Annotated in this window: 30 protein-coding genes and 1 pseudogene; 16 read left to right on the forward strand and 15 right to left on the reverse strand. The window is 68.7% G+C overall.

The genetic code is table 11. The annotated features are described in order from the left end of the window. Positions 1–317: 317 nt before the first annotated feature. Positions 318–962, reverse strand: coding sequence for a PH domain-containing protein (locus tag ABCR83_RS14720; RefSeq protein ID WP_462695426.1), 645 nt, complete (start codon positions 960–962; stop codon positions 318–320). A gap of 380 nt (positions 963–1,342) precedes the next feature. Here ABCR83_RS14720 and deoC point away from each other — a divergent pair, with 380 nt between their 5' ends. The 3 genes from deoC to ABCR83_RS14735 are packed head-to-tail and all read left to right on the forward strand — an operon-like array spanning position 1,343 to position 4,640. Continuing rightward, entirely contained in the window at positions 1,343–2,329 is a 987-nt protein-coding gene (gene deoC, locus ABCR83_RS14725; RefSeq protein WP_462695511.1) for a deoxyribose-phosphate aldolase, read from the forward strand. A 3-nt stretch (positions 2,330–2,332) separates the two neighbouring features. Then, entirely contained in the window at positions 2,333–3,763 is a 1,431-nt protein-coding gene (locus ABCR83_RS14730; protein WP_462695427.1) for an aldehyde dehydrogenase family protein, read from the forward strand. Next, positions 3,756–4,640 carry an aldehyde dehydrogenase family protein gene (locus ABCR83_RS14735; RefSeq protein WP_462695428.1) on the forward strand — a complete coding sequence of 295 codons (885 nt, stop codon included), beginning with the start codon at positions 3,756–3,758 and terminating at the stop codon, positions 4,638–4,640. Before ABCR83_RS14730 ends, ABCR83_RS14735 begins: the two co-directional genes overlap by 8 nt. Positions 4,641–4,676: 36 nt before the next feature. On the opposite strand, the gene ABCR83_RS14740 is transcribed toward ABCR83_RS14735, so the two are convergent. Continuing rightward, entirely contained in the window at positions 4,677–5,024 is a 348-nt protein-coding gene (locus tag ABCR83_RS14740) for a hypothetical protein (RefSeq protein ID WP_462695429.1), read from the reverse strand. 234 nt (positions 5,025–5,258) lie between these two features. Here ABCR83_RS14740 and ABCR83_RS14745 point away from each other — a divergent pair, with 234 nt between their 5' ends. After that, positions 5,259–5,918 carry an ATP-binding protein gene (locus tag ABCR83_RS14745; protein ID WP_462695430.1) on the forward strand — a complete coding sequence of 220 codons (660 nt, stop codon included), beginning with the start codon at positions 5,259–5,261 and terminating at the stop codon, positions 5,916–5,918. Between the two features lie 115 nt (positions 5,919–6,033). Here ABCR83_RS14745 and ABCR83_RS14750 read toward each other — a convergent pair whose 3' ends face one another. After that, positions 6,034–6,810, reverse strand: coding sequence for a SigE family RNA polymerase sigma factor (locus ABCR83_RS14750; RefSeq protein ID WP_462695431.1), 777 nt, complete (start codon positions 6,808–6,810; stop codon positions 6,034–6,036). Positions 6,811–7,041: 231 nt separating this feature from the next. On the opposite strand from ABCR83_RS14750, the gene afsQ1 reads away from it, so the two are divergent. The 4 genes from afsQ1 (at position 7,042) to ABCR83_RS14770 (ending at position 10,480) form a co-directional block, all read left to right on the forward strand. Beyond that, on the forward strand, positions 7,042–7,719 hold the full coding sequence (afsQ1, locus tag ABCR83_RS14755; RefSeq protein ID WP_462695512.1) for a two-component system response regulator AfsQ1: 678 nt from the start codon (positions 7,042–7,044) through the stop codon (positions 7,717–7,719). A gap of 73 nt (positions 7,720–7,792) precedes the next feature. After that, the gene (locus ABCR83_RS14760; protein ID WP_462695432.1) at positions 7,793–9,280 is read left to right on the forward strand and encodes an ATP-binding protein; all 1,488 of its coding nucleotides are present in this window, start codon (positions 7,793–7,795) and stop codon (positions 9,278–9,280) included. Further along, on the forward strand, positions 9,277–9,861 hold the full coding sequence (locus tag ABCR83_RS14765; RefSeq protein WP_462695433.1) for a hypothetical protein: 585 nt from the start codon (positions 9,277–9,279) through the stop codon (positions 9,859–9,861). Before ABCR83_RS14760 ends, ABCR83_RS14765 begins: the two co-directional genes overlap by 4 nt. Positions 9,862–9,925: 64 nt before the next feature. Further along, positions 9,926–10,480 carry a VanZ family protein gene (locus ABCR83_RS14770; RefSeq protein ID WP_462695434.1) on the forward strand — a complete coding sequence of 185 codons (555 nt, stop codon included), beginning with the start codon at positions 9,926–9,928 and terminating at the stop codon, positions 10,478–10,480. A gap of 138 nt (positions 10,481–10,618) precedes the next feature. Here ABCR83_RS14770 and ABCR83_RS14775 read toward each other — a convergent pair whose 3' ends face one another. Next, entirely contained in the window at positions 10,619–11,101 is a 483-nt protein-coding gene (locus ABCR83_RS14775; protein WP_462695436.1) for a hypothetical protein, read from the reverse strand. 149 nt (positions 11,102–11,250) lie between these two features. Next, entirely contained in the window at positions 11,251–12,417 is a 1,167-nt protein-coding gene (locus ABCR83_RS14780; protein WP_462695438.1) for an adenosine deaminase, read from the reverse strand. Between the two features lie 113 nt (positions 12,418–12,530). On the opposite strand from ABCR83_RS14780, the gene ABCR83_RS14785 reads away from it, so the two are divergent. Next, complete coding sequence (locus ABCR83_RS14785) at positions 12,531–13,283, forward strand: alpha/beta hydrolase (RefSeq protein ID WP_462695439.1); 753 nt, start codon at positions 12,531–12,533, stop codon at positions 13,281–13,283. A gap of 202 nt (positions 13,284–13,485) precedes the next feature. On the opposite strand, the gene ABCR83_RS14790 is transcribed toward ABCR83_RS14785, so the two are convergent. Beyond that, on the reverse strand, positions 13,486–14,472 hold the full coding sequence (locus ABCR83_RS14790; protein WP_462695440.1) for a LysR family transcriptional regulator: 987 nt from the start codon (positions 14,470–14,472) through the stop codon (positions 13,486–13,488). Between the two features lie 63 nt (positions 14,473–14,535). On the opposite strand from ABCR83_RS14790, the gene ABCR83_RS14795 reads away from it, so the two are divergent. After that, positions 14,536–15,828 carry an MFS transporter gene (locus tag ABCR83_RS14795; protein ID WP_462695441.1) on the forward strand — a complete coding sequence of 431 codons (1,293 nt, stop codon included), beginning with the start codon at positions 14,536–14,538 and terminating at the stop codon, positions 15,826–15,828. A gap of 29 nt (positions 15,829–15,857) precedes the next feature. Here ABCR83_RS14795 and ABCR83_RS14800 read toward each other — a convergent pair whose 3' ends face one another. From ABCR83_RS14800 to ABCR83_RS14830, 7 genes are all read right to left on the reverse strand, one after another. Further along, positions 15,858–16,046: a type II toxin-antitoxin system HicA family toxin gene (locus ABCR83_RS14800; RefSeq protein ID WP_462695513.1), complete on the reverse strand. Its 189-nt coding sequence runs from the start codon at positions 16,044–16,046 to the stop codon at positions 15,858–15,860. Between the two features lie 29 nt (positions 16,047–16,075). Continuing rightward, positions 16,076–16,288, reverse strand: a complete 213-nt coding sequence (locus ABCR83_RS14805) for a type II toxin-antitoxin system HicB family antitoxin (RefSeq protein WP_462695442.1) — start codon at positions 16,286–16,288, stop codon at positions 16,076–16,078. Between the two features lie 203 nt (positions 16,289–16,491). Next, complete coding sequence (locus ABCR83_RS14810) at positions 16,492–16,947, reverse strand: NUDIX hydrolase (protein ID WP_462695443.1); 456 nt, start codon at positions 16,945–16,947, stop codon at positions 16,492–16,494. Between the two features lie 99 nt (positions 16,948–17,046). Continuing rightward, positions 17,047–18,171, reverse strand: coding sequence for a DNA glycosylase AlkZ-like family protein (locus tag ABCR83_RS14815; RefSeq protein ID WP_462695444.1), 1,125 nt, complete (start codon positions 18,169–18,171; stop codon positions 17,047–17,049). A gap of 75 nt (positions 18,172–18,246) precedes the next feature. After that, the gene (locus ABCR83_RS14820) at positions 18,247–19,584 is read right to left on the reverse strand and encodes a B12-binding domain-containing radical SAM protein (protein ID WP_462695445.1); all 1,338 of its coding nucleotides are present in this window, start codon (positions 19,582–19,584) and stop codon (positions 18,247–18,249) included. Positions 19,585–19,770: 186 nt separating this feature from the next. Then, entirely contained in the window at positions 19,771–20,172 is a 402-nt protein-coding gene (locus tag ABCR83_RS14825) for a hypothetical protein (RefSeq protein ID WP_462695446.1), read from the reverse strand. Positions 20,173–20,174: 2 nt separating this feature from the next. Next, positions 20,175–20,645, reverse strand: a complete 471-nt coding sequence (locus ABCR83_RS14830) for an ATP-binding protein (RefSeq protein WP_462695447.1) — start codon at positions 20,643–20,645, stop codon at positions 20,175–20,177. Between the two features lie 235 nt (positions 20,646–20,880). Between ABCR83_RS14830 and ABCR83_RS14835 the strand changes: the two genes are divergently transcribed. From ABCR83_RS14835 to ABCR83_RS14850, 4 genes are all read left to right on the forward strand, one after another. Then, a complete protein-coding gene (locus tag ABCR83_RS14835) occupies positions 20,881–21,756 on the forward strand; it encodes a helix-turn-helix domain-containing protein (protein ID WP_462695448.1) in 876 nt (291 codons plus the stop codon). A 1-nt stretch (position 21,757) separates the two neighbouring features. Continuing rightward, complete coding sequence (locus ABCR83_RS14840) at positions 21,758–21,982, forward strand: DUF397 domain-containing protein (protein ID WP_462695449.1); 225 nt, start codon at positions 21,758–21,760, stop codon at positions 21,980–21,982. Further along, the gene (locus ABCR83_RS14845) at positions 21,982–22,209 is read left to right on the forward strand and encodes a DUF397 domain-containing protein (RefSeq protein WP_462695450.1); all 228 of its coding nucleotides are present in this window, start codon (positions 21,982–21,984) and stop codon (positions 22,207–22,209) included. The genes ABCR83_RS14840 and ABCR83_RS14845 overlap by 1 nt, the downstream gene beginning before the upstream one ends. A 246-nt stretch (positions 22,210–22,455) precedes the next feature. Continuing rightward, the gene (locus tag ABCR83_RS14850; protein ID WP_462695451.1) at positions 22,456–22,680 is read left to right on the forward strand and encodes a DUF397 domain-containing protein; all 225 of its coding nucleotides are present in this window, start codon (positions 22,456–22,458) and stop codon (positions 22,678–22,680) included. A gap of 76 nt (positions 22,681–22,756) precedes the next feature. Here the strand turns inward: ABCR83_RS14850 and ABCR83_RS14855 are convergent. After that, a pseudogene (locus ABCR83_RS14855) lies at positions 22,757–22,975 on the reverse strand (thymidine phosphorylase); the annotation flags it as partial. Between the two features lie 69 nt (positions 22,976–23,044). Here ABCR83_RS14855 and ABCR83_RS14860 point away from each other — a divergent pair. Together ABCR83_RS14860 and ABCR83_RS14865 are read left to right on the forward strand one after the other, a co-directional pair. Next, a complete protein-coding gene (locus tag ABCR83_RS14860; protein WP_462695452.1) occupies positions 23,045–23,257 on the forward strand; it encodes a type II toxin-antitoxin system CcdA family antitoxin in 213 nt (70 codons plus the stop codon). Then, positions 23,254–23,574 (forward strand): type II toxin-antitoxin system PemK/MazF family toxin, encoded by a 321-nt coding sequence (locus tag ABCR83_RS14865; RefSeq protein WP_462695453.1) that lies wholly within the window; start codon positions 23,254–23,256, stop codon positions 23,572–23,574. Before ABCR83_RS14860 ends, ABCR83_RS14865 begins: the two co-directional genes overlap by 4 nt. A 71-nt stretch (positions 23,575–23,645) precedes the next feature. On the opposite strand, the gene ABCR83_RS14870 is transcribed toward ABCR83_RS14865, so the two are convergent. Beyond that, positions 23,646–24,923: a thymidine phosphorylase gene (locus ABCR83_RS14870; protein WP_462695454.1), complete on the reverse strand. Its 1,278-nt coding sequence runs from the start codon at positions 24,921–24,923 to the stop codon at positions 23,646–23,648. Positions 24,924–24,928 lie beyond the last annotated feature (5 nt).

Here is a 24,928-nt window from a genome sequence, read left to right on the forward strand (position 1 = left end):
CCCCCCCCCCCCCGCCCCCCCCCCCCCCCCCCCCCCCCCCCCCCCCCCCCCCCCGGCCCCGGGGCCTTCTGGGCTGGGTTATTTACGGCGGGTGCGCTCGGGCGTGTTGGGTGCCCGGATCGCCGCCGCAAATAACCCTTACGCCCTGCCAGGCCCCATCCCGCCTCGCCCCCGACGCCCGGACTCCGTCAAACCGCCGACGGTGGCCGACCACCGCCGACGAGCTCAACGAATCAGGACGCGCGCAACGGGTGGTGCGGGTGGGTATCCCAACGCCCCGAAGGGGCGTGCCCGCCCACCGGCGGAACGCCGGAAACCTACCCGACCCCGAACAGCACCCCCAGCAGAACCGCCCCCACCCCCGCGGGCGCAAGCACCTCATACGCCCACCGGACACCCGGCGCCCCCTGCGCCGACTCGCGGGCAGCGCACCGTTCCGCCAGCTCGCGAAGATCCTGGATCGCCTGATCAGAGCTCCCCCGTGCAGACCCGCCCGGCAAAGCACCCCCGGCGGAGCCCGATGCAGAGCCGGAGGATCCATAAGGGTCCTCCGCCGCTGCCCGCGCCCCGCGCCGAGTCACCCGCTTCCGCTGCCGCAGCGAGACCGGGATGGACCACAGCTGGTACTTCTTTCCCCCGGCGAGCACCTCGCTGGAGTACCCCGCGCGGACCGCCTCGACCGAGGCCCACGGCAAGGTGATCGTCCGGAAGGGGTTGCGGACCAGGAGCCGGTCCTCGTTCGCCCATACCGCGGGCCGCAGCGTAAAGGCGATCACCAGCGGCACCGCGAACAGCAGACCCGCGAGCGCGAGCCATGGCGTGCGTCCCTCGCCGCGCACGATCGCATCGCCGCCCAGCCAGCCCATGAGCGCCAGCAGCAGCACACCGCTGCCGATCCCGGCGGAGGAGCGGTAGCACCGATCGGCGTATTCCTGGTTCGGCGCCTTGGGGGAGCTAGTCATGCGCCCGATTCTGCCGGACCGTTTCGATGCCTGACATTGCAGTACGGCAACGCTGTGCACTTGACGGAGCGGACCGTCGTGGCCGACGGTCCGCCCTCTTGGCTGCTGCGGGTTATCGGAGGGGGCCGCCCTTGTCGTTGAGGACGGTGACCACGCCGGTACGCGGGTTCAGCTTGATCAGGTAGTCCTGGTGGCCCTTGTGCTCACCGGCCAGGACCTGCGGGTGCTTGGCGTCCAGGACCTTCAGGTTCCAGATTGATCATTTGTCATTGCACAATCCCCTGTATGTCATGGAATGTCGACAGCGAGCGGAGTGGTCACACCCGCTTTGCACAAGGGGTGACACACGCTACGCGCGTAGATATGCTCATCCGGTGACCATGAATCCTTCCACGGAGGTCCCCTCCTCCGGCAATGAAGCCGCGGAGCGACTGGCGTCGATGGCAGACGTGACCGCCTCCGACGGTGCGCTGCGCCGCTTCCTGCACGGACTCCCGGGGGTCGATCCGGTCGGGCTCGAGGCCCGCGCTGCAACGCTCGGCACCCGCTCGATCAAGACCACGGCGAAGGCCTATGCCATCGACCTGGCGATCTCGATGATCGACCTGACGACCCTGGAGGGCGCGGACACCCCGGGCAAGGTCCGGGCGTTGTGCGCCAAGGCCCTCAACCCCGACCCCACCGACCGCGAAACCCCCCGCACCGCGGCCGTCTGCGTCTACCCCGACATGGCGGCGACGGCGGCCGGGGCCCTGCGGGGCTCGGAGGTCAAGGTCGCGTCGGTGGCCACCGCGTTCCCCGCGGGCCGCGCCGCGCTGCCGGTCAAGCTGGCGGACACCCGGGACGCCGTCGCCGCGGGCGCGGACGAGATCGACATGGTGATCGACCGGGGCGCGTTCCTGGCCGGCCGCTACCTGTCCGTCTTCGAGGAGATCAAGGCCGTCAAGCAGGTCTGCGGCAACGCCCGTCTGAAGGTCATCTTCGAGACCGGCGAGCTCTCGACGTACGACAACATCCGCCGCGCCTCCTGGCTCGGGATGCTCGCGGGCGCCGACTTCATCAAGACCTCCACCGGCAAGGTCGCGGTGAACGCCACCCCGGCCAACACCCTGCTGATGCTGGAGGCGGTCCGCGACTTCCGGGCCGCCACCGGGGTACAGGTCGGGGTGAAGCCCGCCGGAGGCATCCGCACCACCAGGGACGCGCTGAAGTTCCTGGTGCTGGTCAACGAGACCGTGGGCGAGGAATGGCTGACCAACCACTGGTTCCGCTTTGGCGCCTCCAGCCTCCTCAACGACCTGCTGATGCAGCGCCAGAAGCTGAGCACCGGGCGTTACTCCGGTCCTGACTACGTTACGGTGGACTGACACATGGCATTCGAGTACGCTCCCGCGCCCGAGTCGCGCGCGATCGTCGACATCGCCCCGTCGTACGGCCTCTTCATCGACGGGGAGTTCGCCGAGAGCCCGGGTGGGGGTCTCGGCAAGACGGTCTCCCCGGCCACCGAAGAAGTGCTCTCCGAGTACACCCGGGCCACCGCGGAGGATGTCGACCGGGCGGTCAAGGCCGCCCGCAAGGCATTTGAGAAGTGGTCCGCGCTGCCCGGCTCCGAGCGGGCCAAGTACCTCTTCCGCATCGCCCGCATCATCCAGGAGCGCGCCCGTGAGCTGGCCGTCCTGGAGACCCTGGACAACGGCAAGCCGATCCGCGAGACCCGGGACGCCGATCTCCCCCTGGTCGCCGCGCACTTCTTCTACTACGCGGGCTGGGCCGACAAGCTCGGCCACGCCGGATTCGGTCCCGACCCCCGCCCGCTGGGCGTCGCGGGCCAGGTCATCCCCTGGAACTTCCCGCTCCTCATGCTGGCCTGGAAGATCGCCCCGGCCCTCGCCACGGGCAACACGGTCGTCCTCAAGCCCGCCGAGACGACGCCCCTCTCCGCCCTCTTCTTCGCGGACATCTGCCGCCAGGCCGGTCTCCCCAAGGGCGTTGTCAACATCCTCACCGGCGACGGCTCCACCGGCGCCGCGCTGGTCGCGCATCCGGGCGTCGACAAGGTGGCCTTCACCGGCTCCACCGCCGTCGGCAAGGAAATCGCCCGTACCGTCGCCGGTACGGACAAGAAGCTGACCCTCGAGCTGGGCGGCAAGGGCGCGAACATCGTCTTCGACGACGCCCCCATCGACCAGGCGGTCGAGGGCATCGTCAACGGCATCTTCTTCAACCAGGGCCAGGTCTGCTGCGCGGGCTCGCGGCTCCTGGTCCAGGAGTCCATCCAGGACGAACTCCTCGACGCCCTCAAGCGCCGCATGTCCACGCTCCGCGTGGGCGACCCGTTGGACAAGAACACCGACATCGGCGCCATCAACTCCGCCGAGCAGCTGGCCCGCATCAAGGCCCTCGCCGACAGCGGCGAGGCCGAGGGCGCCGAGCGCTGGGCCCCGTCCTGCGAACTGCCCGCCGTCGGCTACTGGTTCGCGCCCACCCTCTTCACCCATGTCACCCAGGCGCACCGGATCGCCCGCGAGGAGATCTTCGGCCCCGTACTCTCCGTCCTGACCTTCCGCACCCCGGCCGAGGCGGTGGCCAAGGCCAACAACTCGCAGTACGGCCTCTCCGCCGGCATCTGGACCGAGAAGGGTTCCCGCATGCTCGCCGTGGCGGGCAAGCTCCGCGCCGGCGTCGTCTGGGCCAACACATTCAACAAGTTCGACCCGACCTCGCCCTTCGGCGGTTACCAGGAGTCGGGCTTCGGCCGCGAAGGCGGCCGCCACGGTCTGGAGGCCTACCTCGATGTCTGATCGGCTCAGCGTCTTCAAGACCTACAAGCTGTTCGTCGGGGGCAAGTTCCCCCGGTCCGAGAGCGGACGGGTGTACGAGGTGACCGATTCCCGGGACAACTGGCTGGCCAACGCGCCGCTGTCCTCCCGCAAGGACGCCCGCGACGCGGTGGTCGCCGCGCGCAAGGCGTTCGGTGCCTGGTCGTCCGCGACCGCGTACAACCGCGGCCAGATCCTCTACCGCATCGCCGAGATGCTGGAGGGCCGCCGCGACCAGTTCATCATCGAGGTCGCCGACGCCGAGGGCCTGGCCAAGGGCAAGGCCACGGCCCAGGTCGACGCGGCGATCGACCGCTGGGTCTGGTACGCGGGCTGGACCGACAAGATCGCCCAGATCGCCGGGGGCACCAACCCGGTCGCCGGCCCGTTCTTCAATGTCTCGACCCCCGAACCGACCGGCGTGGTGGCCGTGCTGGCCCCCCAGGAATCGTCGTTCCTCGGCCTGGTCTCGGTGATCGCCCCGGTGATCGCCGCCGGCAACACGGCGATCGTGATCGCCGCCGAGAAGTCCCCGCTCCCCGCGCTGTCACTGGGCGAGGTGCTGGCCACCTCGGACCTGCCGGGCGGCGTGGTCAACATCCTCTCCGGCAGGACGGCGGAGATCGCCCCGACCCTCGCCGCACACCAGGACGTCAATGCGATCGACCTGGCCGGCGCGGAAGCGGAGCTGGCCAAGGCCCTGGAGATCGCCGCGGCCGACAACCTCAAGCGCGCGCTCCGTCCACAGCCTGTGGACTGGTCCGCGGCACCGGGTACGGACCGGCTGACGGCCTTCCTGGAGACGAAGACCGTCTGGCACCCCACGGGTTCGCTGGGCGCGGGGGGCTCGTCCTACTGAGTCCCCCGCCGTGGGGAGCGGGCGGGCGCCCGCTCCCTACGGCAGCAACTGCTTGAGCGCGCCGCCCGCCACCGGCAGGTTCTGCACCTTGCCGCCCTCGACCGACAGCGGGCCGGTCAGCGTCTGCGAGCTCATCGGCTTGAAGTCGGCGACCTTCGTGCCGACCGAGTTGTTCAGCGGGTCGACGCCGGTGTTGGCCAGCGGGTTGACCGGGAGCGTTCTCAGCACCGGCGTCAGCCCCGCGACGGACTTCTGCAGTGCCGTGTGCGTCCCGTCGACGGCCGCCATGACGTCCGTGCGGCCGAAGGACGCGGTGACCGGAGCCGCCGCGCTCGCCTCCGCCGCCGCACCGGCGACAAGGGCGGCACCCGCGGACGCGGTCAACCCGGCGAGCACCAGGGTGCGCGGGAGGCGTGCTGAGTGTGAGGAGGAAGGACGAGCGTGACGTGCGTGACGTGCGTGCGAGGCCATGACCACCTGCCGAGGTGAGAGGGATGGGAGAGTTTTCAACGCCGCTTTAAACGTTCAGCGACGCAGCGTAGTTGACCAGTGACACTTCGCGCACATCCCAACCCGGGGGGATCCCTCAAGCGGCCCAATGCTTCACACTGGTGTTCCGTGACTTCCCTGCCGCCCTCCGCATCATCCGCACCGTCTCCACCATCCGCACGCGTGATCCTGCTGACCGGTCCATCCGGTTCCGGAAAATCGTCCCTCGCCGCCCGTACCGGCCTGCCGGTCCTCAACCTGGACGACTTCTACAAGGAGGGGACCGACCCGACGCTGCCCCGGCTGCCGGACGGTTCGGGCGCCGACTGGGACTCGCCGCTGTCCTGGGACGCGGACGCGGCGATGGCGGCGATCGACGCCCTGTGCCGCACCTCCCGGACCGTGGTGCCGCGTTATGACATCGCCACCAGCTCGCGCACCGGACGGAGCACGCTGGACATCGGACGTACCTCGCTGTTCATCGCGGAGGGCATCTTCGCCGCCGATCTCATCGGCCGCTGCCGTGAGTTGGGTCACCTCGCCGACGCACTGTGTCTGCGCGGCCGCGCCGGCACGACCTTCCGGCGCAGGCTGGCGCGCGATCTGCGCGAGGCCCGCAAGCCGGTGTTCTACCTGCTCCGCCGCGGCCTGCGGCTGATGCGCGGCGAACGCTCCATCGTGGCCCGGCACATCGCCCTGGGCGCACACCCCTGCTGCAAGGACACCGCAATGGGCCGCATAGCCGCCGCGGCCGCGGGGCGCCGCGAACACGCCCGCCAGACAACCTAGGAACGCGAGAGCGGGCGGACAGGCCCCCCGGCTGTCCGCCCGCTCTCTTCCCCCGTTCCCCCCTGCTCCCCCGTTCCCCCCGGTCCTTTGTCCCGCATCCCACGGGACCGTCGTGTCAGGCCACCAGCTCGCCGAACGACTCCTCGACGCCCCGGCCGGAGCCGATGACCTCGTCCTCGCGCAGCCGGCGCAGCGAGCGCCAGATGCTGCTCTTGACCGTTCCCACGCTGATGCCGAGGATCTCCGCGATCTCCGGGTCGGTACGGCCCTCGTAGTAGCGGAGCACCAGCATGGTGCGCTGGAGCTCGGGCAGCCGGGCCAGTGCCTGCCAGAGCACGGCGCGCAGTTCGGTGCCGCGCATCGCGTCCTGCTCGCCCACCGTCTCCGGCAGTTCCTCGGTCGGGTACTCGTTGAGCTTGCGCCGACGCCAGGCGCTGATGTGCAGATTGGTCATGGTGCGGCGCAGATAGCCGCCGACGGCCGCCTTGTCGGTGATCCGGTCCCAGGCGCGGTACGTGGAGAAGAGCGCGCTCTGCAGCAGGTCCTCCGCCTCGTAACGGTCACCGGTGAGGTGGTAGGCGGTCGCGAACAGGGCGGCGCGGCGCTCCTGGACGTAGGCGGTGAACTCCGCCTCCGCCCGCGAGGTGTCCTGCTCGGCGGTGCTCTCCGCGGGTTCCCCGTGGACGGCGGCGTCGATGGCAGTGAGGTACACGCCCTGGGTCCGGCCGCGTCCGGTGCCGCGAGCGCACCCCCGGCCGCCGCCGAGCTCCCGGCTCCGCTCGAGCAGGGCGGTGCTCCCGGCGACACCGGACTTCTCCAGGCTCGGAGTGCGGCCCGCGTCGTGCAGGCGCGTGCGCACTGCGCCGGTGGTGGTGCTGTGCAGTGTGTTCATCTCGCGCCCCCCGTCGTGGAGCCAATCAGGTCCGCTGGTCGATCCGGACCTCTCGACTGCCCGGTGACCAAAAGCCTGCCGGGCCAGTTTCATGGCGCTGTCCGCCGACTGTCACAGCCCTGCAACAGAGCAGGCCGCGCGGCGGGAACAAAGGCGCGGGCGGCCGCCCGCGACCGGGAACGCAGCAGGGGAAGTCGAACTACCGGCCTGTCGTAGGCCAGAATGGCCACCGTGCCTTTCCTGTTGCTGATCGAGGACGACGACGCCATCCGCACGGCCCTCGAGTTCTCCCTGTCCCGCCAGGGTCACCGGGTGGTGACCGCGGCGACCGGTGAGGACGGCCTGAAGATGCTGCGCGAGCAGCGGCCGGACCTGATCGTGCTGGACGTCATGCTGCCGGGGATCGACGGCTTCGAGGTGTGCCGCCGCATCCGCCGCACCGACCAGCTGCCGATCATTCTGCTCACCGCCCGCAACGACGACATCGACGTCGTGGTCGGCCTGGAATCGGGCGCGGACGACTATGTCGTCAAGCCGGTGCAGGGGCGGGTGCTGGACGCCCGGATCCGCGCGGTGCTGCGCCGGGGCGAGCGGGAGTCCAGCGACTCGGCGACCTTCGGCTCACTGGTGATCGACCGGTCGGCGATGACGGTGACCAAGAACGGCGAGGACCTCCAGCTGACCCCGACCGAGCTGCGGCTGCTGCTGGAGCTGAGCCGCCGGCCGGGTCAGGCGCTGTCCCGGCAGCAGCTGCTCAGACTGGTGTGGGAGCACGACTATCTGGGGGACTCACGGCTGGTGGACGCCTGCGTACAGCGGCTGCGGGCGAAGGTCGAGGACGTACCGTCCTCCCCCACCCTGATCCGTACGGTCCGCGGGGTCGGCTACCGCCTGGACTCCCCACAGTGAACGACGGCACAGAGAGCGCACAGTGACTGAAGAGCCCGGTCGGGTACGGGGCTGGGCGACGTCCGGGAACGTCATGGGACTCAGCCTGCGATGGATCAGCCTGCGGCTGCGGCTGATGCTGGTCTTCGCGCTGGTGGCCCTGGCGGCCGCCGTCTCGGCGTCCGCGATCGCATACTGGCTCAACCGGGATGCGGTCCTCACCCGCACCCAGAATGCCGCGCTGGACGACTTCCGCAAGTCCCTCCAGGACAACACCGGTTCGCTGCCCCAGACACCCAGCTGCCTGGAGCTGCAGGAGGCCGCCGACCGGATGGCGGCGACCTCGCAGAAGTACGAGGTGCTGCTGATCGGCAAGGTCAGCGGCGGCGGGGACTGCACCGCGCTCTCCAACCGGGACCTGTTCACCCTCAAGGTGGTGCCGCAGACCCTGGTCACCGCGGTCAACCGGCAGCGCAAGGTCGACGAGTCCAACCCCTACCCCTACCACCTGTACTGGCAGCGGATCACCCTCGACGGCAAGCCGTATCTGGTCGGCGGTGCCAAGGTGATCGGCGGCGGCCCCACCGGCTATCTGCTCAAGTCCCTGGAGAACGAGCGGGCCGACCTCAACTCCCTGGCCTGGTCGCTGGGCATCGCCACCGGGCTGGCCCTGATCGGCTCCGCCCTGCTCGCCCAGGCGGCCGCCTCCACGGTGCTGCGGCCCGTACAGCGGCTGGGCGAGGCGGCGCGCAGGCTGGGCGAGGGGAAGCTGGACACCCGGCTGCAGGTCTCGGGGACGGACGAACTGGCCGAGCTGTCACGGACGTTCAACAAGACCGCGGAGTCGCTGGAGAAGCGGGTCGAGGAGCTGAGCGGGCGGGAGTCCGCGAGCCGGCGCTTCGTCGCCGACATGTCCCACGAGCTGCGCACCCCGCTGACCGCGATCACCGCCGTGACCGAGGTGCTGGAGGACGAGGAGGACTCCCTCGACCCGATGATCGCGCCCGCGGTGCAGCTGGTGGTGAGCGAGACCCGGCGGCTGAACGACCTGGTGGAGAACCTGATGGAGGTCACCCGCTTCGACGCGGGCACGGCCCGCCTGGTCCTGGACGATGTGGACGTCGCGGACCAGGTGACCGCCTGCATCGACGCCCGCGCCTGGCTGGACGCGGTGGAACTGGACGCCGAGCGCGGCATCATGGCCCGGCTCGACCCGCGCCGCCTGGACGTCATCCTCGCCAATCTGGTCGGCAATGCGCTCAAGCACGGCGGGTCCCCGGTGCGGGTGTCCGTGCGTCCGGTGGACGACCGGCTGACCATCGAGGTGCGCGACCACGGCCCGGGCATTCCCGAGGATGTGCTGCCGCATGTCTTCGACCGCTTCTACAAGGCGAGCGCCTCCCGTCCGCGTTCCGAGGGCAGCGGTCTCGGCCTGTCCATCGCGCTGGAGAACGCCCATATCCACGGTGGCGAGATCACCGCGGCGAACTCCCCCGAGGGCGGTGCGGTGTTCACCCTCAGCCTGCCGCGCGACGCCTCGGTCATCGCCGAGAACGGCACCACCGAAGGGGGCGCACGGTGAGGCGTGCGGCGCGCGGCACGGTACTGGCGGTGGTGCTGTGCGCCGTCGCCGGATGCGGAATCCGGGGCACCTCGGTACCGGTGGACGCCGGGAGCGCGCCCTCCCGGGCGACCTGCCGGGTGCGCCCGGGCGTCCAGGCCACGGCGTCGGCGGGCACCGTCACCATGCCCGTACAGCTGGTCTGCACCTCGCAGTTGCAGCCCGTCACCCGGATCATCGCGCTGCCCGGCCACTCCGGTGCGCTGGGCGTGGCCCAGGCGCTGCTGGACGAGCTGCGCCGGCAGCCCTCGCCCGCCGAGGACGAGGTCGGCTTCTCCACCGATGTGCCCCCGCGGCTGAATGTGCAGCCGCCCCATGGGAACGACCCGCCCGGCACACTGCGGCTGAGCTCGCCGCCGGACGAGCTGGCGCCGGTCGCGCTGGCCCAGCTGGTGTGCACCTATGCCGGCACCGCCGCGGCCGGCGGCAAGCGCACGGTGATCCTCGGCGGTCCGGGCGGCGACGAGCCGAGAGGCTACACCTGTACGGACGAAACCCGCGCCCACCCGGAGAACAGCCTGCAGGGCGCCCCCGTCCGGTAGAGGGCGCTGACGCTGCGTACCCGGAGGCGGAACCGCGCGCCCCGCGCGCCGCGTCCTGAGGTGCGTGCAGCGTCATGGTTACGGCGGTACGCCCGTCCTCCGATACCGCTACCGCATCACGGGCCGTTTACTTCTGGCGGCCCATGTGCTTGTGGTGGGCTGGCTGGCTCTGCGCCCGCTGACGGCGCCCTGGGTGACCGCCGCGCACATGGAGCCGTTCGCCACGCTCCGTGCCGACCTGGCGCTCGGTCCCTGGCAGGCGGCGCGTGCGATCGGCGCCGGGGTGCTGCCGTTCGCCCCGCTGGGGGTGCTGCTGCCCTGGGCCGGCGGCCGGATCGTGGTCTCCCCGCTGGGGTCGCTGGCCCGTACGGTCTTCACCAGCGCGATGATCTCGCTGGTGCTGCAGGCCGTACGCAGCGGGGTGGTGGGCCAGGTCCTGGATCTGGACGCGCTGTTGCTGAACATCACCGGTGTGATACTCGCCCACCTGGCGATCGTCCCCGCGGTACGGAGGGGGCTCCGGCGGCGGGGGGAGTCCCGCACCCCGCGAGTCCGGCGCCGGGAGGAGCCGTCCCAGGGGCTGACCCCCACGATCCCCAGGATCAAGGTCGCCCCGTAGGGCGTGTCCGACGGGTCGGCACGAGCCCCCCGGCGCCTGTACAACGCTCCGCCCGGCCTTCCGGGCCGCCGGAGCCGCAGCGGCCGCGCACCCCGCGATGCGGGGGTGCGCGGCCGCGCGATGGCGTTCCGTCCGCCGTCAGTGGCCACCCGGGCCCGGGGTGGAAATGCCGTTGGTGGGAAGGGCGATGGGCAGCGACTTGGCGACGTTCAGCGCGCCCAGCAGCCCGCCGTTGCCCTTGGCGTCCGCCGGAACGGCCGCCGCCCGCGGGGCCGCCGGCGCGGCCTGCCCGGCCGGGGCCGCCTTGGCCGGCGCCGGAGCCGCCTCCGTGGGCTGGGTCTTGACGGTCTTGTGAGTCTTCTTGTTGACCAGCGCCTTGTCCAGCGCCTGCGCCGCGCTCTTGAACGCCGAGGACCCGATGGTGCGGTTGGTGGCGGTCAGGACCGGGCCGCCCGGCACCACCGTGGAGACCTCCTCGATGGGGAGCTGCCGGGTCAGGGACGCGGTCGTGGTGGCCACCTGCTCGACGGGGCCCGCGGCCGAGGCCGTGCCGGCCGCGCCGGTGGCGACGACGGCACCGAGGGCGGCGACGCCGAGAGACTTGATGGTTCCCTGCTTCATATGGAATCTGTCCTCAGTGACGGGGTGAATGTCCGGGAATTGTGCGCGGCTTTGCAACCTAGTCACGAGAACGACGGTCCCCACACAATGACACGGCCGGGACTCCTTGAGTCCCGGCCGTGTCATTGATATTCGCGACGGTGTTGCCGTCAACCGTTCTCCTGGTCCAAAGCGCTGGTCACCGTGGCCGTGGTCGCCGTCTGCCGGAACAGCCACTCGGACTTCAACTCCGCGTAACCCGGCTTGATCACGTCATTGATCATGGCGAGACGTTCATCGAATGGGATGAAGGCGGACTTCATGGCATTGACGGAGAACCACTGCATGTCATCCAGCGTGTAACCGAACGACTTCACCAGGTGCTCGAATTCCAGGCTCATGCTGGTACCGCTCATCAGACGATTATCGGTATTCACCGTCGTCCGGAAATGCAGTTTGCGCAGCAGCCCGATCGGGTGCTCCTCATAGGAACTCGCCGCACCCGTCTGGAGGTTGGAGGTGGGGCACATCTCCAGCGGAATGCGCTTGTCGCGCACATAGGAGGCCAGCCGCCCGAGCGTGACGGTGCCGTCCTCGGCGACCTCGATGTCGTCGATGATGCGCACCCCGTGGCCGAGCCGGTCGGCGCCGCACCACTGCAGTGCCTGCCAGATGGACGGCAGTCCGAAGGCCTCGCCGGCGTGAATGGTGAAGTGGTTGTTCTCGCGCTTGAGGTACTCGAACGCGTCCAGGTGCCGGGTGGGCGGGAAGCCCGCCTCGGCACCGGCGATGTCAAAGCCCACCACGCCCAAGTCGCGGTAGCGGTTGGCGAGTTCGGCGATCTCCAGGGCGCGGGCTGCGTGCCGCATGGCGGTGAGCAGCGCGCCGACCCGGATGCGGTGGCCATTGGCCCTGGCCCGGCGCTCACCCTCGCGGAAGCCCTCGTTGACGGCCTCGACGACCTCTTCGAGCGTGAGTCCGGCCTCCAGGTGCTGCTCGGGGGCGTAGCGCACCTCGGCGTAGACGACGCCGTCCTCGGCCAGGTCCTCGGCGCACTCGGCGGCCACCCGGACCAGGGCGTCCCGGGTCTGCATGACGGCGCAGGTGTGGGCGAAGGTCTCCAGGTAGCGCTCCAGCGAACCGGAGTCGGCGGCCTCCCGGAACCAGATGCCCAGCTTGTCGGGGTCGGTCTCGGGGAGACGGTCATAGCCGGTCTCGCGGGCGAGTTCGACGATGGTGCCGGGGCGCAGGCCGCCGTCGAGGTGGTCGTGGAGCAGCACCTTGGGCGCGCTCCGGATCTGTTCGGGGGTGGGTTGTGCGGTGGTCTCGCTCGTCATTTCGGCACTCTAGCCCCTACGCGCGTAGATATCAGCGGGCCCGGCGAACGATACGGAACGGTGACCCATCGGCGGGATGGCCTGCGGCCGGCCTTCTGCCATCGTTGTCTGCCATGGCTCAGCAAGCGTCGGCTCGCCTCGGCAGGCCACTCGGCAGCGGGCGTCCCCTGGCCACCGTGCACGGGGTGGCGCTGGTCCTCCCGGGCGGCCGGGCCAGCGGGAGCCGCCGCCCCTCGCCCCTGGTGCTCGCCGCCCAACGGCCGCTGGCCCGCCGCCTGATCCGCGCGGGTGCCGCGGACGGGCTGGTCACGCATGTGGTGCGGTACCGCTGGAACGGGTGGAACGGTTCCGCTGCCCATCCGGTGCACGACGTGGTGTGGGCGGCGGACGAGGTGGTGCGCCGCTATGGCGACGTACCGGTGTGCCTGGTCGGTACGGGCATGGGCGCCCGGGCCGCGCTGCGCGCCGCGGGCCATCCGGCGGTGGCCTGTGTGCTGGCCATCGCGCCCTGGCTGCCGGAGCCCGAGGCGGTGCTCGACCCGGATCCGGTGCGGCAGCTCGCGGGGCGGCGGGTGCTGCTCGTCCATGGCACCGACGACGAGCGCACCGACCCCGATCTGTCCTTCCGGCTGGCCGAGCGGGCCAAGAAGGTCAACCGGGATGTGTGCCGGTTCGAGGTGCACTCCGACGGCCATGGCCTGCGCCAGCACCGGTCCGAAGTGCTGGCGCTGGCCGCGGACTTCGTCCGTGGTTCGCTCTTCGGCCACCACTATGCCCGTCCGGTGGCCGACGCCCTGGCCGCGCCGCCCCCGCTGGGTCTGCGGATGCCGCTGGCCGCCGGGTTCGGGGCGTCACTGGGGTATTGATCAGGGCGTATTGGCCAGGGCTGGACCTGGATGACCTGGTACTGGCCCTTCTTGGCGAGCATCACGCCGTCCTGGGCGTCCTTGAGTCAGTCCACCAGGACATACCGGCCGGGGTTGAGGGTGAGCCGGACCGTGCCGGCGGCGCCGGAGGACAGCGGGAGGACGCCGGGCCGCCCGGCGGGGTTTGACGCGGATTTATGACTCACCGGTGCAACAGCTGTCCTCTGCGGGAGAGCAGAAAGCGTTTGAAGGCCGCGACGGGCGGGGTGTCGGGCTGCCCGGCGGGCCAGGCGACCCCGATCTCCCGGACCGCGCGCGGTGCGGTGACCGTGAGCTCCACCACGCCCGGGCGGGGCACCGCCGGTGGCGGCAGCAGCGCCACTCCGAGACCGGCGGCCACCAGGCCGCGCAGGGTCTCGGCCTCCTCGCCCTCGAAGGCCACCCGGGGCGTGAACCCCGCCTCCGCGCACACCGCGTCGGTGATCCGGCGCAGCCCGTATCCGGGTTCCAGGGTGACGAACCACTCGGCGGCGGCCTCGGCCAGCCGTACCCGCTTGCGTGCCGCGAGCGGGTGGTCCTCCGGCACCACCAGCCGCAGCTTCTGCTCGTCGAGCCGCCGGGCCACCAGGTCCGGCGCATCCGGCACGGGCGAGGTGAGGCACAGGTCGAGCTCCCCGTTCCGCAGCCGCTCCAGCATGGCCTCGCCATAGTTCTGCACCAGTTGGAACCGCACCCTCGGGTGCCCGGCCCGGAAGGCGCGGATGAGTTCGGGTACGGTCTCCGGGCCCAGGGTGTGCAGAAACCCGAACGCGACCTTTCCGGCGGCCGGATCGGCGTCGGCCCGTACGGACTCCGCGGCGCGCTCGACCTCCGCCAGGGCCCGTTCGACGGAGCCGAGGAAGGTGCGGCCCGCGGGGGTGAGGGAGACCGTACGGCCGCGCCGGGCGAACAGCGTGACGCCCAGGTCCTGTTCGAGGCGGGCCATTGACCGGCTGACCGTGGACTGGGGCATGCCCAGCCGCCCGGCGGCCCGGGTGACATGCTCGTGGCGGGCGACCGCGACAAACTGGGCGAGGCGCGGGGTAAGGGCCGACGCCCAGGAATCCGCCTCGATGTCGGCTGTAACCGAGATGTCTTTTTCGTTGCCATGCGGTGACGTGGACCGCCCTGACCTGTACTCATGCGCCATGGGATGGATTATCGCCGTTCTGTGCATTGGACGCATCAAATGCAGCGTGCATACGGTTTGTTCATGCCTGCTGCCGATACCGGGGCATCCGCCGTCGCCGTGCGCGCGGATGCCTCCACCCCGTCGTCCCCCGGCCCCTCCGATGACTCCCGGCTGCTGCCCGGCGGCCCCGGCTACCGCCGGATGAGCTTCGCGCTCTTCGCCGCCGGCCTGGCGACCTTCGCCCTGCTCTATGCCACCCAGGCGCTGCTGCCCGCGATCTCCGACGACCTCGGGGTGACCCCCGACCAGGCGTCCTGGACCGTCTCCGCCGCGACCGGCGGCCTCGCCCTGGCGGTCGTCCCGCTCAGCGCGCTCTCCGAGCGCCATGGGCGGCGCACCATGATGACCGCCTCGCTGTGTGTCGCCGCGCTGCTGGGCCTGCTCGTCCCGTTCGCCCCCGATCTGGGCACCCTGATCGCGCTGCGCGCGGTCCAGGGCGCCGCGCTGGCGGGCGTGCCCGCATCGGCGATGGCGTACCTGGCGGAGGAGGTACGGCCGAAGGCCCTGGTCGGCGCGGTCGGGCTGTTTGTGGCGGGCAATGCGATCGGCGGCATGTCCGGCCGTATCCTCTCCGGCTGGATCACCCAGGCCTGGGGCTGGCGCGCGGGGCTCGCGGCGGTCGGGGTGATGGCCGTGGCGTGCGCGGTGGTCTTCCGGCTGATGATCCCCAAGGCCCGCCATTTCACGCCGGGTTCGATCGCCCCGCGGGCGCTGGCCCGCACCCTCGGCGGGCACCTGTCGGACCCGCTGCTGCTGCGGCTGTATGCGATCGGCGCGCTCTTCATGACCGTCTTCGGCGCGGTCTACACGGTCATCGGCTACCGGCTGGCCGGGGCGCCGTTCTCGCTGCCGCAGGGCGTCGTCGGCTCCATCTTCCTGGTCTACCTGGTGGGTACGGCCTCCTCGGCCGCCGCGGGCAGCCTCGTCGCCCGGCTGGGCCGGCGCGGGGCGCTCTACCTGGCGATGGGCACCACCACGCTCGGCCTGCTGCTCTCCCTGACGAGTTCCCTGGTGACCGTGCTACTGGGCCTGGTCCTGATCACCGCGGGCTTCTTCGCGGGCCACGCGGTGGCCTCGTCCTCGGTGAGCCGCACCGCACAGACCGGCCGCGCGCAGGCTTCGGCCCTCTACCAGACCGCGTACTACGCGGGGAGTTCACTCGGCGGCGCGGTGGGCGCGTTCGCCTACCGGTCGGGGGGTTGGGCAGGCACGGTCGTACTCGGCCTGGCGGCGATGGTCGCGGCCTCCTCGATCACGCTCTACGCGACCCGGCGGGCGCTGGTGGAGCGACGCCGGGCCACGGTGCGGGCGTAGGCCGGGCGGCGCCGGGAGAGGCCGCTTCGTCATAGATTGAGCAGCAAGGTGTCGACGTCCCAGTCAGCCTGACGGAGAATCGAGCTCAGGAGACCCGGCTTAAGTTCAGCGTGCAGCGGAACGATCGCAGTTCGTTCGCCTTTACGGTACTTGGCGTGACTGCCTCGGGTGGAAATATGCTCGAACCCACCACGGGCAAGAGCCTTGGCAACCTGCATCCCGGAAAGCCCCCGGGGAAGAGCGGGGCTCACGCGACTCGAACCTCGACGGGCGCGGTGATCACGTCGTGGACATCCGGCACCGGCTCGTCCTCGAAGTACAGCTCCAGCGCCTCACGCAGATTGGCCAGCGCCTCTTCAAATGTCTCCCCTTGGCTGGCCACTTCGACTTCGAGGCATCGGGCCACGTATCCGTCGTCCTCATGCGTGATGGCGGCGGTAAGGCGAACGTGTCGAGTCATACCTCCGGAGTCTGGCATGCCGCGAGCCCAACCATCGCTTCACCGGCCCCCATTCACCCCATGGAGCGCCGATTGTCGGACCCCCCTGTCACCATCAGCGCATGACCACGGCGGAGCCGTCCGCGAGGGCCTGGCCGGGTCGGCGTCCGACAGTCCGGCCTCCCCGATCACGCTCTACGCGACCCGGCGGGCGCGGCTCGCCGTCAGGTCCGGCTCAAGGCGGGCCAACCGAACTTGGAGCGCACACGGCCCGCTGCGATGTGGGCAAGGGCCTCGGCGTGGTAGGGGACGGTGTTCGCGGGGACTTCATCAAAGGCGTACCAGCCAATGCCACCGCACTTGGCGGGTTCCGCATTGCGCGGCTCCCCCTCCCAGGACAGAGCTCGGTAGAACACACCAAGGCGAGGCTCCTCACCAGGTGCGCAGTGGTCGATGAAGTGCGCAAACTCCAGCTGATCAGAGGGGACACGGACGCCGATTTCCTCCAGCCCTTCACGGGCCGTTCCGTCGTCCGTGGACTCAAGGGCTTCCAGGTGGCCGCTGGGCACCTGCCACAGGCCCGATGCGTAGCCACCTTGGCGGAGGCTGAGAAGCACCTTGTCATCGCGGATGAGGAGGAGGTGGACGTCGCAGATACGTCGATGACGCTGTGCAGTCACGGTGATGTGCGTTCTCTTGTGAGGTCGGTGGAGCCACCGATTATGTCCCGCCGTGCAGGGGCCCAGGGCCAGTTTGGGCCATTTGAGTGTGCCTGCGTCTCAGCAGGGCTCTGCCCGCAAGAACGCCTCAGCCTCATCCAGCCGGTGCCTGACCTGGCGCATCACACCCTGCGGCAGACATGTGAAGAGATCAAACCTTACTGTGCGGGACCGCTTGTCCCATTCCCATGTTCCGGCGATCCGGCCCGCCACGGTGATGGTGGCGCGCACTTCGCCGATCGGGTTGAAGGCGCGGGCGGTGTGCGCAAGGTCGTGGTAGCGAGCGCGTGTGCTGAAGTAGCCCTTGAAAGTGGGGTCCTCGAACGCCAGCAGTCGTACGTGATCTGGTGGCAGCGGGGTTTGAGTACGAAACCGGTCCAGGTCCTCGTCCATGGCGAGGAGTTCGCCAGGCAGCCCCTCGACACGGACCGGGGTGATCTCAGGACGGAGGGCTGCCAAGGCGGGATTGATCTCAGCACGGGTCAGGCCGGACCACCACAGTAGATCGTCTTCAGCAGCAGGGCCGTAGGCATGCAGATAGCGGCGTACCAAAGCAACAGTCGAGTGGTGCGTGTCGGTGCCGGTCAAGCTAATGCCGGGATGGGCGTGGCGGAGAAGGGCGAACTGGCGTTCTTCGCGGTGCAGGGAAGATGCGGTGTTGTGGTAGGCGATGTGCCCCGACTCCCATGCCCATTTGATTCCGAGCCGCATGGCCTCGGTGTCAGCGCCGATGTGCTGCTTGATGAGATGTGTTTGCAGGTCGCGGTAGGAAAGCGGGCCGCCCGCCAAGGCAACGGCGGTGTGCTCGGCCCACCGCTCAAGTGCTGCCAGGTCGAGGCAGTGACGGCGAGCGGTGGCCCTAGTGGCCTGGAGGCGCAGGCGCAGGGTTGCGACGTGTGCGTCGACAGCCTGGTTGAGGGGCCATAGGTGGAGAGTACGACGCATGCACCGGATCTTCATCAAGGTACCCCCCGGTGCAAGTGCTGCTCTCAGGTGCCCGGCCGTGAACGCTGGGAGGCGGGTGTGCGCAGTGACGTAGGGGGTGAGAAGACGAGCCGAATGAAGCCCCGCTTGCGCGCGCGCGAGGCCGTCCACACCGTCTGGTCCGGGGCACAGGCCCCAACCGTGGCGCGCGGCAACCACCGCCCGTTCGACGGCAGCCGGCAACGTCACGATCGAGCCCATCGCGTGCTCCTTGCGCTTCTTGGGTGGCTTGAGGTCTTCGAGCCGTCAGGGCGCATCCGAGCGTAGTGGTAACTGTCAGCCGATGGGGCCGGATGTGGGCAGTTGATGCCGGTCGGGCCACAGCTCACATACCATTGCCGAGAGTTCGGTGTAAGCAGCTTGCACCTCGGCGAATTGTGCTTCGGTCCCCCACCAATGCTTGTCGTTGTGGTGAATGTGGTACTGCCCCCAGTCCCCTTCCCAGCCCGGCTGACTGCTTGTGCCATGGAGACCGAACTCGTCAGGATGGTCGTAGACATAGGTGCCGGGCAGGGGCACGAACCGGAAGAGCGAGACGCGTTCGATGTCCGGTGCGAGTTCGGTAAGCAAGTTCATGGTCTGTGCGGTGGTCTGCCGGTTCTCGCCCGGGTAGCCGTGGATGAGGAACAGCTTTACGTTGATTCCCGCCCCGCGACTCCATTGCACAGCGCGGCGAATGTGGTCGGCGGTGATGTTCTTGCGCATCGCCTTGAGGATCGCCGGACTGCCGGACTCCATGCCGTACTTCACCTCCAGGCAACCGGCCCTGGCCATGTCCACGAGAAGGAACGCGTCCACAGTGTCCACACGCGACAGTGCCGACCACTTCATGCCGAGGTCCGCGATGCTGGTGCAGATGTCGCGGACCCTGGTCTTATTGACGATGAAGTTGTCGTCGACGATCGCGAAGCCTTCGATCCCATACTGCTCGATCATGTCCGTGAGCTCACGGCGGGCACTGGCTCCCGAGCGGTACTGGATGCGGGTCTGGGCCGCAGCGCAGAACCTGCACGGGAAGGGGCATCCCCGGCTGAACATGACGTGAGCCATGCGCAGGTCAGTGGTGGAGAGCCGGTCTGTCATCACCACGTCCTCGACGGGCAACAGGTGCCGGGCGGGTAAGGGAAGCATGTCAATGCTCTTGAGTAGCGCCCGGGGCCGGGTGCGCACAGTCTGGCCACCACGCCGATAGCAGATTCCATCGATGTTCTCAAACCTGCGAGTTCGGGCCTGGGTGAGGAGCTGGAGCAAGGTCTCTTCTCCTTCACCGACCCCGACGGCATCCGGCTCGATGTCGAGCAGTGTCTGCTCAGGGTAGAAGCTCGGGTGCACCCCTCCTGCCAGGACCAGCGGGTCACCGCTGTAACGGCTGTCTCGCCGAGAATCGCGGATGATTCCATACGTAGCCGAGGACGGGATGGTGAAGGCAACCACGTCGAAGCCGGTGAAGTCACGGATATGGTCACCGTTGCCGACCTTGAACACCCGTACGTCGTGCCCGGCCGTCTCGACAACCGCAGCGAGGTAGAGCACCCCGAAGGGTGGGAACTCCTTTCGGTTCTCCTTGAACCGGGCCAGATCGAGAACTTCCGGGTATACTAGGGCGACACGCATTGTTCTCTCCGGTCTCACGATGGACTTTTCTGTGTCCCGCTCCCGGGACAGGGAGGCAGATGGTGCAACGACTGTGGAGTGCGTCTTCCATTTGGCTACGGGCGAGTTGGGAGTACAAGAGCGTGTGATCCGGGTACCGCACGGCTGCCCGCCGAGCGCCCTCCGTATTGCCACGTCGAAGACTCACTACATCCTGGTCCCCGGCTTCTCGTAATCCGGGCACGGGGCGACGTACCTGGGGCAGCGCACCAAAGCGACGGCCACATGGCCTCCCGTGACCGATTCGTACAAGAGGTCCACGTCCATGGAACACGCCAGCATCTGCGGTGCCTTGTGCACACGCTGCCTCAGCAGTTCTTCGGCACGCAGGGAGGCCGGGGAGCCGGCGACCACCGCGTCCAGCCAACGCTTCGCCTCCCGCCAGTCGTCGTAACGTCCGACCCTGAGTGACTCTGGCTTCAGGAGCCATTCCGAGGTAATCGCGCCGGGTGGGGTGGCGGAACCCGGTTTGTTGGCCTCGTGGACACTGGGCACTTGGGCGCCGGTCCAGAAGCACGCATGCCAGTGATTGCTCTTCGACTGCACCATGTTCAGCACTTCCCTGTCGCCGACCGGGACGCATGGCGCGGAAGTTCAGGGATGTCAAGCAGACAGTGAACCTCCTTACCCCCGGCGTCCGTTCTCGTTTCCGTCCAGCGCTTCCTCGTCAGGGCGTCAATCAGGAGAAGCCCTCGCCCCGACTCCTCATCGTCGTCGGGACACTCGCGCACGGGGCGGTCCGGCGAGGTGTCCCACACTCGAATGTGCAGAACGTCCCCCTCCAAGGCGAGCAGCAGTTCGCATCTGGGGTCGTAGGCGTGGTTGGCCACGTTGGCCAGCAACTCACCCACTACCAGGAGGACGTTGTCGATCAGTCCCCCGCACCCCTGGCCACCAGTGTCGGCAAGTCCCCACGCATACAACTTGTCACGAACAAGACGCCGAGCCTGACTGACCTTCACCGGACTGGCGATCAACCTCAGCCGGAAGGGGTTGCGTAGGTAGTGCACGGGCTCATGCATGTCCCCTCCAAGCCCTGGGCCGCAGGCGCCAGGGGCATAGGTGAGCAGCTGTCAGTCGCGTAACGGCCTTGCTGCGCCGTAGCACAACATGATGTGGGTCACATCGCCAGACAGTCAAGCTGCTGCATGGCAGGTTGCCAAAACTCTGCGTAGCAGGCGTCGAACATGCAGGATCGACCATGAGACAAGCGGGTACCCTCAACGACACCGAGACAGCAGGGGGATGGAGGGACGGATGTCAGTCGTCACCAGCGCAGGCCCACTTACCGCGCGACGAAAACTGGGGGCTGCCCTGCGCAAGCTGCGGGACCAGCAAGGGCTCACTACGGAGGAGGTCGGTGCGCACCTCGACTGCCACAACTCGAAGGTGAGTCGGGTGGAGAACGGGAAACGCTCCTGTACCAAGAAGGACTTCGACAGACTGCTGGAACTGTACGCAGTTGATGAACCGCAACGGTCGGAGCTCACGGACCTGATGCTCAAGGGCCGACAGAGGGTGCCACCGTGGTGGCACGCCTACAACGACGTAATCAGTGCCAACTATGCGGAGTTCCTTGCCTATGAAGCCGAGGCAGGCCGCAGTCGTGAATGCCAGTCACTTCTGATCCCTGGCCTGCTTCAGACCGCAGACTACGCACGTGCAGTGACGAGCAGAGGCATCGCCGCACTCGGACCCGATCAGGTGGACACCCTCGTCGAAGTCCGGATGCGTCGTCAGGCCCGTCTCATGGAAGCCGAACCACTGGTGCTCGAAGCAGTAGTCAGCGAGGCAGCACTGCGTGTACAAGTAGGTGGCCCCGCTACCATGCAGACCCAACTCCAGCACCTTGTGAGGGTGTCCAACCAGGACAACGTCTCAATTCGGGTAACACCCTTCAGCGCGGGTGAGAACGGAGTCTGCACCGGAGCTTTCACACTGTTCACGGCGGGGAAAGAGAACAACGACGACGATGTCGCCTTCGTCGAGTCTGCCGAGGCCACGACGGGCTTCCGCGACGAACCTTTGTCCGTCAGACGACTCAGTCGTCTGTTTCGGAACTTGTCCGGCTCTGCACTGACAGAAGAAGATAGCCGCGAGTTGATTGAAGATGTCGAGAAAGAGTTGGTTTGAGATGAACAAGCTGGCCGACCTATACGCAACCGACCTCAGCGGCTCTCCATGGCGCAAGAGCTCCTACACCGCCAGTAACGGTAACTGCGTTGAGGTCGCAAGCATCCCAGGTGTACATGGAGTCGCTATACGCGACTCAAAGAACATTGGCATTCCAGCCACCCGGGCAACCAGCGAAGCATGGGCCTTGTTTGTCACGGCCGTTGATCGTGAGACACTCAACTGATGTCAGATATACGAGAGAAGGCGGATCTCTACGCCCTGGATCTGAGTGACGTTAAATGGCTCAGCGCGCCAGGATCCAGCCCTGACGACCGCATTGAGATCGCAAACCTTCCAGGCGGAGCTGTAGCCATGCGTAATCCGGTGGATCCCAACGGCACCATACTCCGATACACCGCTGCGGAGTGGCACGCGTTTGTGCTTGGCGTGAGAGACGGCGAGTTTAGCTAAGGGCTGTCCCGCAATGATTCGACGTCCAGCTTCGCGGACCGAAAAAGTGCGGTGCCTTGCGCGCACTGTGTGTACGGTGCCGGAGTGATCGACACTGATGGCGCTCGGGTGGGCGTGGAGGCCGCGCGGCGGCGACCCCAGGGACCTCCGGCGAATGCACCGCCTCTTTCGGAGCCTGTCCGACGCAGCTCTACCGTCAGGCGAGACTCGCGACCTAATTGCACGTATCAAGGGCAAGGAAGACTAATGGAGAAGGCCGAACTCTACTCGACAGACGTCTCAACTCTGCACTGGCAGAAGAGCAGCCTCACAGCGAACAACGGTGACTGCTTCGAGCTGGCCGGCCTGCCTGACGGGGGTGTCGCAGTCCGTGACTCGAAGAACCCCGACCGACACCCTCTCTTCTTCAATTCCCGAGAATGGGCAGCGTTCAAAGGCGGAATGTTGAAAGGCGACTTCGACAATCTGTAGAGATGTGACTCTCCGAGGATGAGGGTCGCCTCTTGACTTTGTGGGCTGTCCAGCGCCAACACTGAGTCCGCGCAAGTCACGGGCCAGAATTGGTCACTCGGTCGATCTGATCGGCCGCCTCCAGCGTGGCGAGCGCGTAGCCGAACTTCTCCGGGGTGTCCGTGTGCAGCGTCAACAGCGGCTGCCCCGCCACCACCGCATCGCCCGGCTTGGCATGAATCTCGACGCCCGCACCGGCCTGCACCGGATCCTCCTTGCGCGCCCGGCCAGCGCCCAGGCGCCAGGCTCCGCGCCCCGGACCCGGAGGGGTCGCATTCCGTAATCCTCGACCGCAGAGTCGCATACGCATCGCATGATGCGCGATATGACGATGAAGGAACGGGTCACGGTCACTCTTCCCGCCGATCTGCTGAGCACGGTCAAGTCCGCGTCCGCGGGCAATCTGTCCGCCTACGTCGAACGCGCGCTGCGTGCTCAAGCCTTGCTCGAGGCGGGGGACGCCATCACCTCATGGCGGGGCGATACCGCCGACGACACCGAAGCATGTGCCGACCTCTTTGGAGAGGAAGTCGCGTGAACCTCGCCCGCGGCCAGGTGTGGCAGATCCAACTCGCCACCAAACTGCGGACGGTGGTGATCGTCGAATCGGACGCCGCCATCCGGGCGCTGCCGAGCACCGTTGTCTGCACGATGATCGACCAGACCGAGGACGCCCCGGACACGGTGGTCACCGTACCGATCGACGAGCCGGTCAAGGGAGCCGTTGTCGCCGTTGAACTGATGGCCCTGACGGACAAGCGAATCCGATCCGGCGTCCTCCTCGGCACCGTCAGCGCCGCTGTCATGGCGCGGGTATCCGCGGCTCTGCGGGTTGTGCTCGATCTGACCGACTGAGAGACCCCACGCAAACGGGACCGGCGGAGATCCGCCGGTCCCGTCCCCATCAAACGGTCACGATCAAACCCTCACGCGATGCGATCCAGCACGATCGGGTTCGGCGTGAACTCCGTCCCCTCCGCCGAGATCCCGACCCCGCCCTCCAGCGCGGCGAGCGCGTAGTCGAACTTCTCCGGGGTGTCCGTGTGCAGCGTCAGCAGCGGCTGCCCCGCCACCACCGAGTCGCCCGGCTTGGCGTGCAGTTCGATGCCCGCCCCGGCCTGCACCGGGTCCTCCTTGCGCGCCCGGCCGGCGCCCAGGCGCCAGGCGGAGACGCCCACCGCGTAGGCGTCCAGCGCGGTGAGCACACCGGAGGCGGCGGCCGTGACGACATGGCGCTCCCGCGCCACCGGCAGGGCCGCGTCCGGGTCGCCGCCCTGGGCACGGATCATGCGCCGCCAGTGGTCCATGGCGGAGCCGTCGGCGAGGGCCTTGGCCGGGTCGGCGTCCGGCAGGCCGGCCGCGGTCAGCATCTCGCGGGCCAGGGCGAGGGTGAGCTCGACGACGTCCGCCGGGCCGCCGCCCGCGAGGACCTCCACCGACTCGCGGACCTCGAGCGCGTTGCCCGCGGTCAGGCCGAGCGGGGTGGACATGTCGGTGAGCAGGGCGACGGTCTTGACGCCGTGGTCGGTGCCGAGGCCGACCATGGTGCTCGCCAGCTCCCGGGCGTCGGCGATGTTCTTCATAAACGCGCCGGAGCCGACCTTGACGTCCAGGACCAGCGAGCCCGTGCCCTCCGCGATCTTCTTCGACATGATCGAGGAGGCGATCAGCGGGATCGCCTCGACCGTGCCGGTCACATCGCGCAGCGCGTAGAGCTTCTTGTCCGCCGGGGCCAGCCCGTCGCCCGCCGCGCAGATGACGGAGCCGACCTCGCGCAGGACGTCCATCATCTCGTCGTTGGAGAGCAGTGCCCGCCAGCCGGGGATGGACTCCAGCTTGTCGAGCGTGCCCCCGGTGTGGCCGAGGCCACGGCCCGACAGCTGTGGCACGGCCGCGCCGCACGCCGCCACCAGGGGCGCCAGCGGCAGGGTGATCTTGTCGCCGACGCCGCCCGTGGAGTGCTTGTCGGCGGTCGGCACGGTCAGCGAGGAGAAGTCCATCCGCTCCCCGCTGGCGATCATCGCGGCCGTCCAGCGGGCGATCTCCGCCCGGTCCATGCCATTGAGCAGGATCGCCATCGCGAGTGCGGACATCTGCTCATCGGCGACCTCACCACGCGTATAGGCGTCGATGATCCAGTCGATCTGCGCATCGGTCAGGCGACCACGGTCACGCTTGGTGCGGATGACGGAGATGGCGTCCAAGACGT

This window comes from Streptomyces xingningensis (assembly GCF_054957865.1).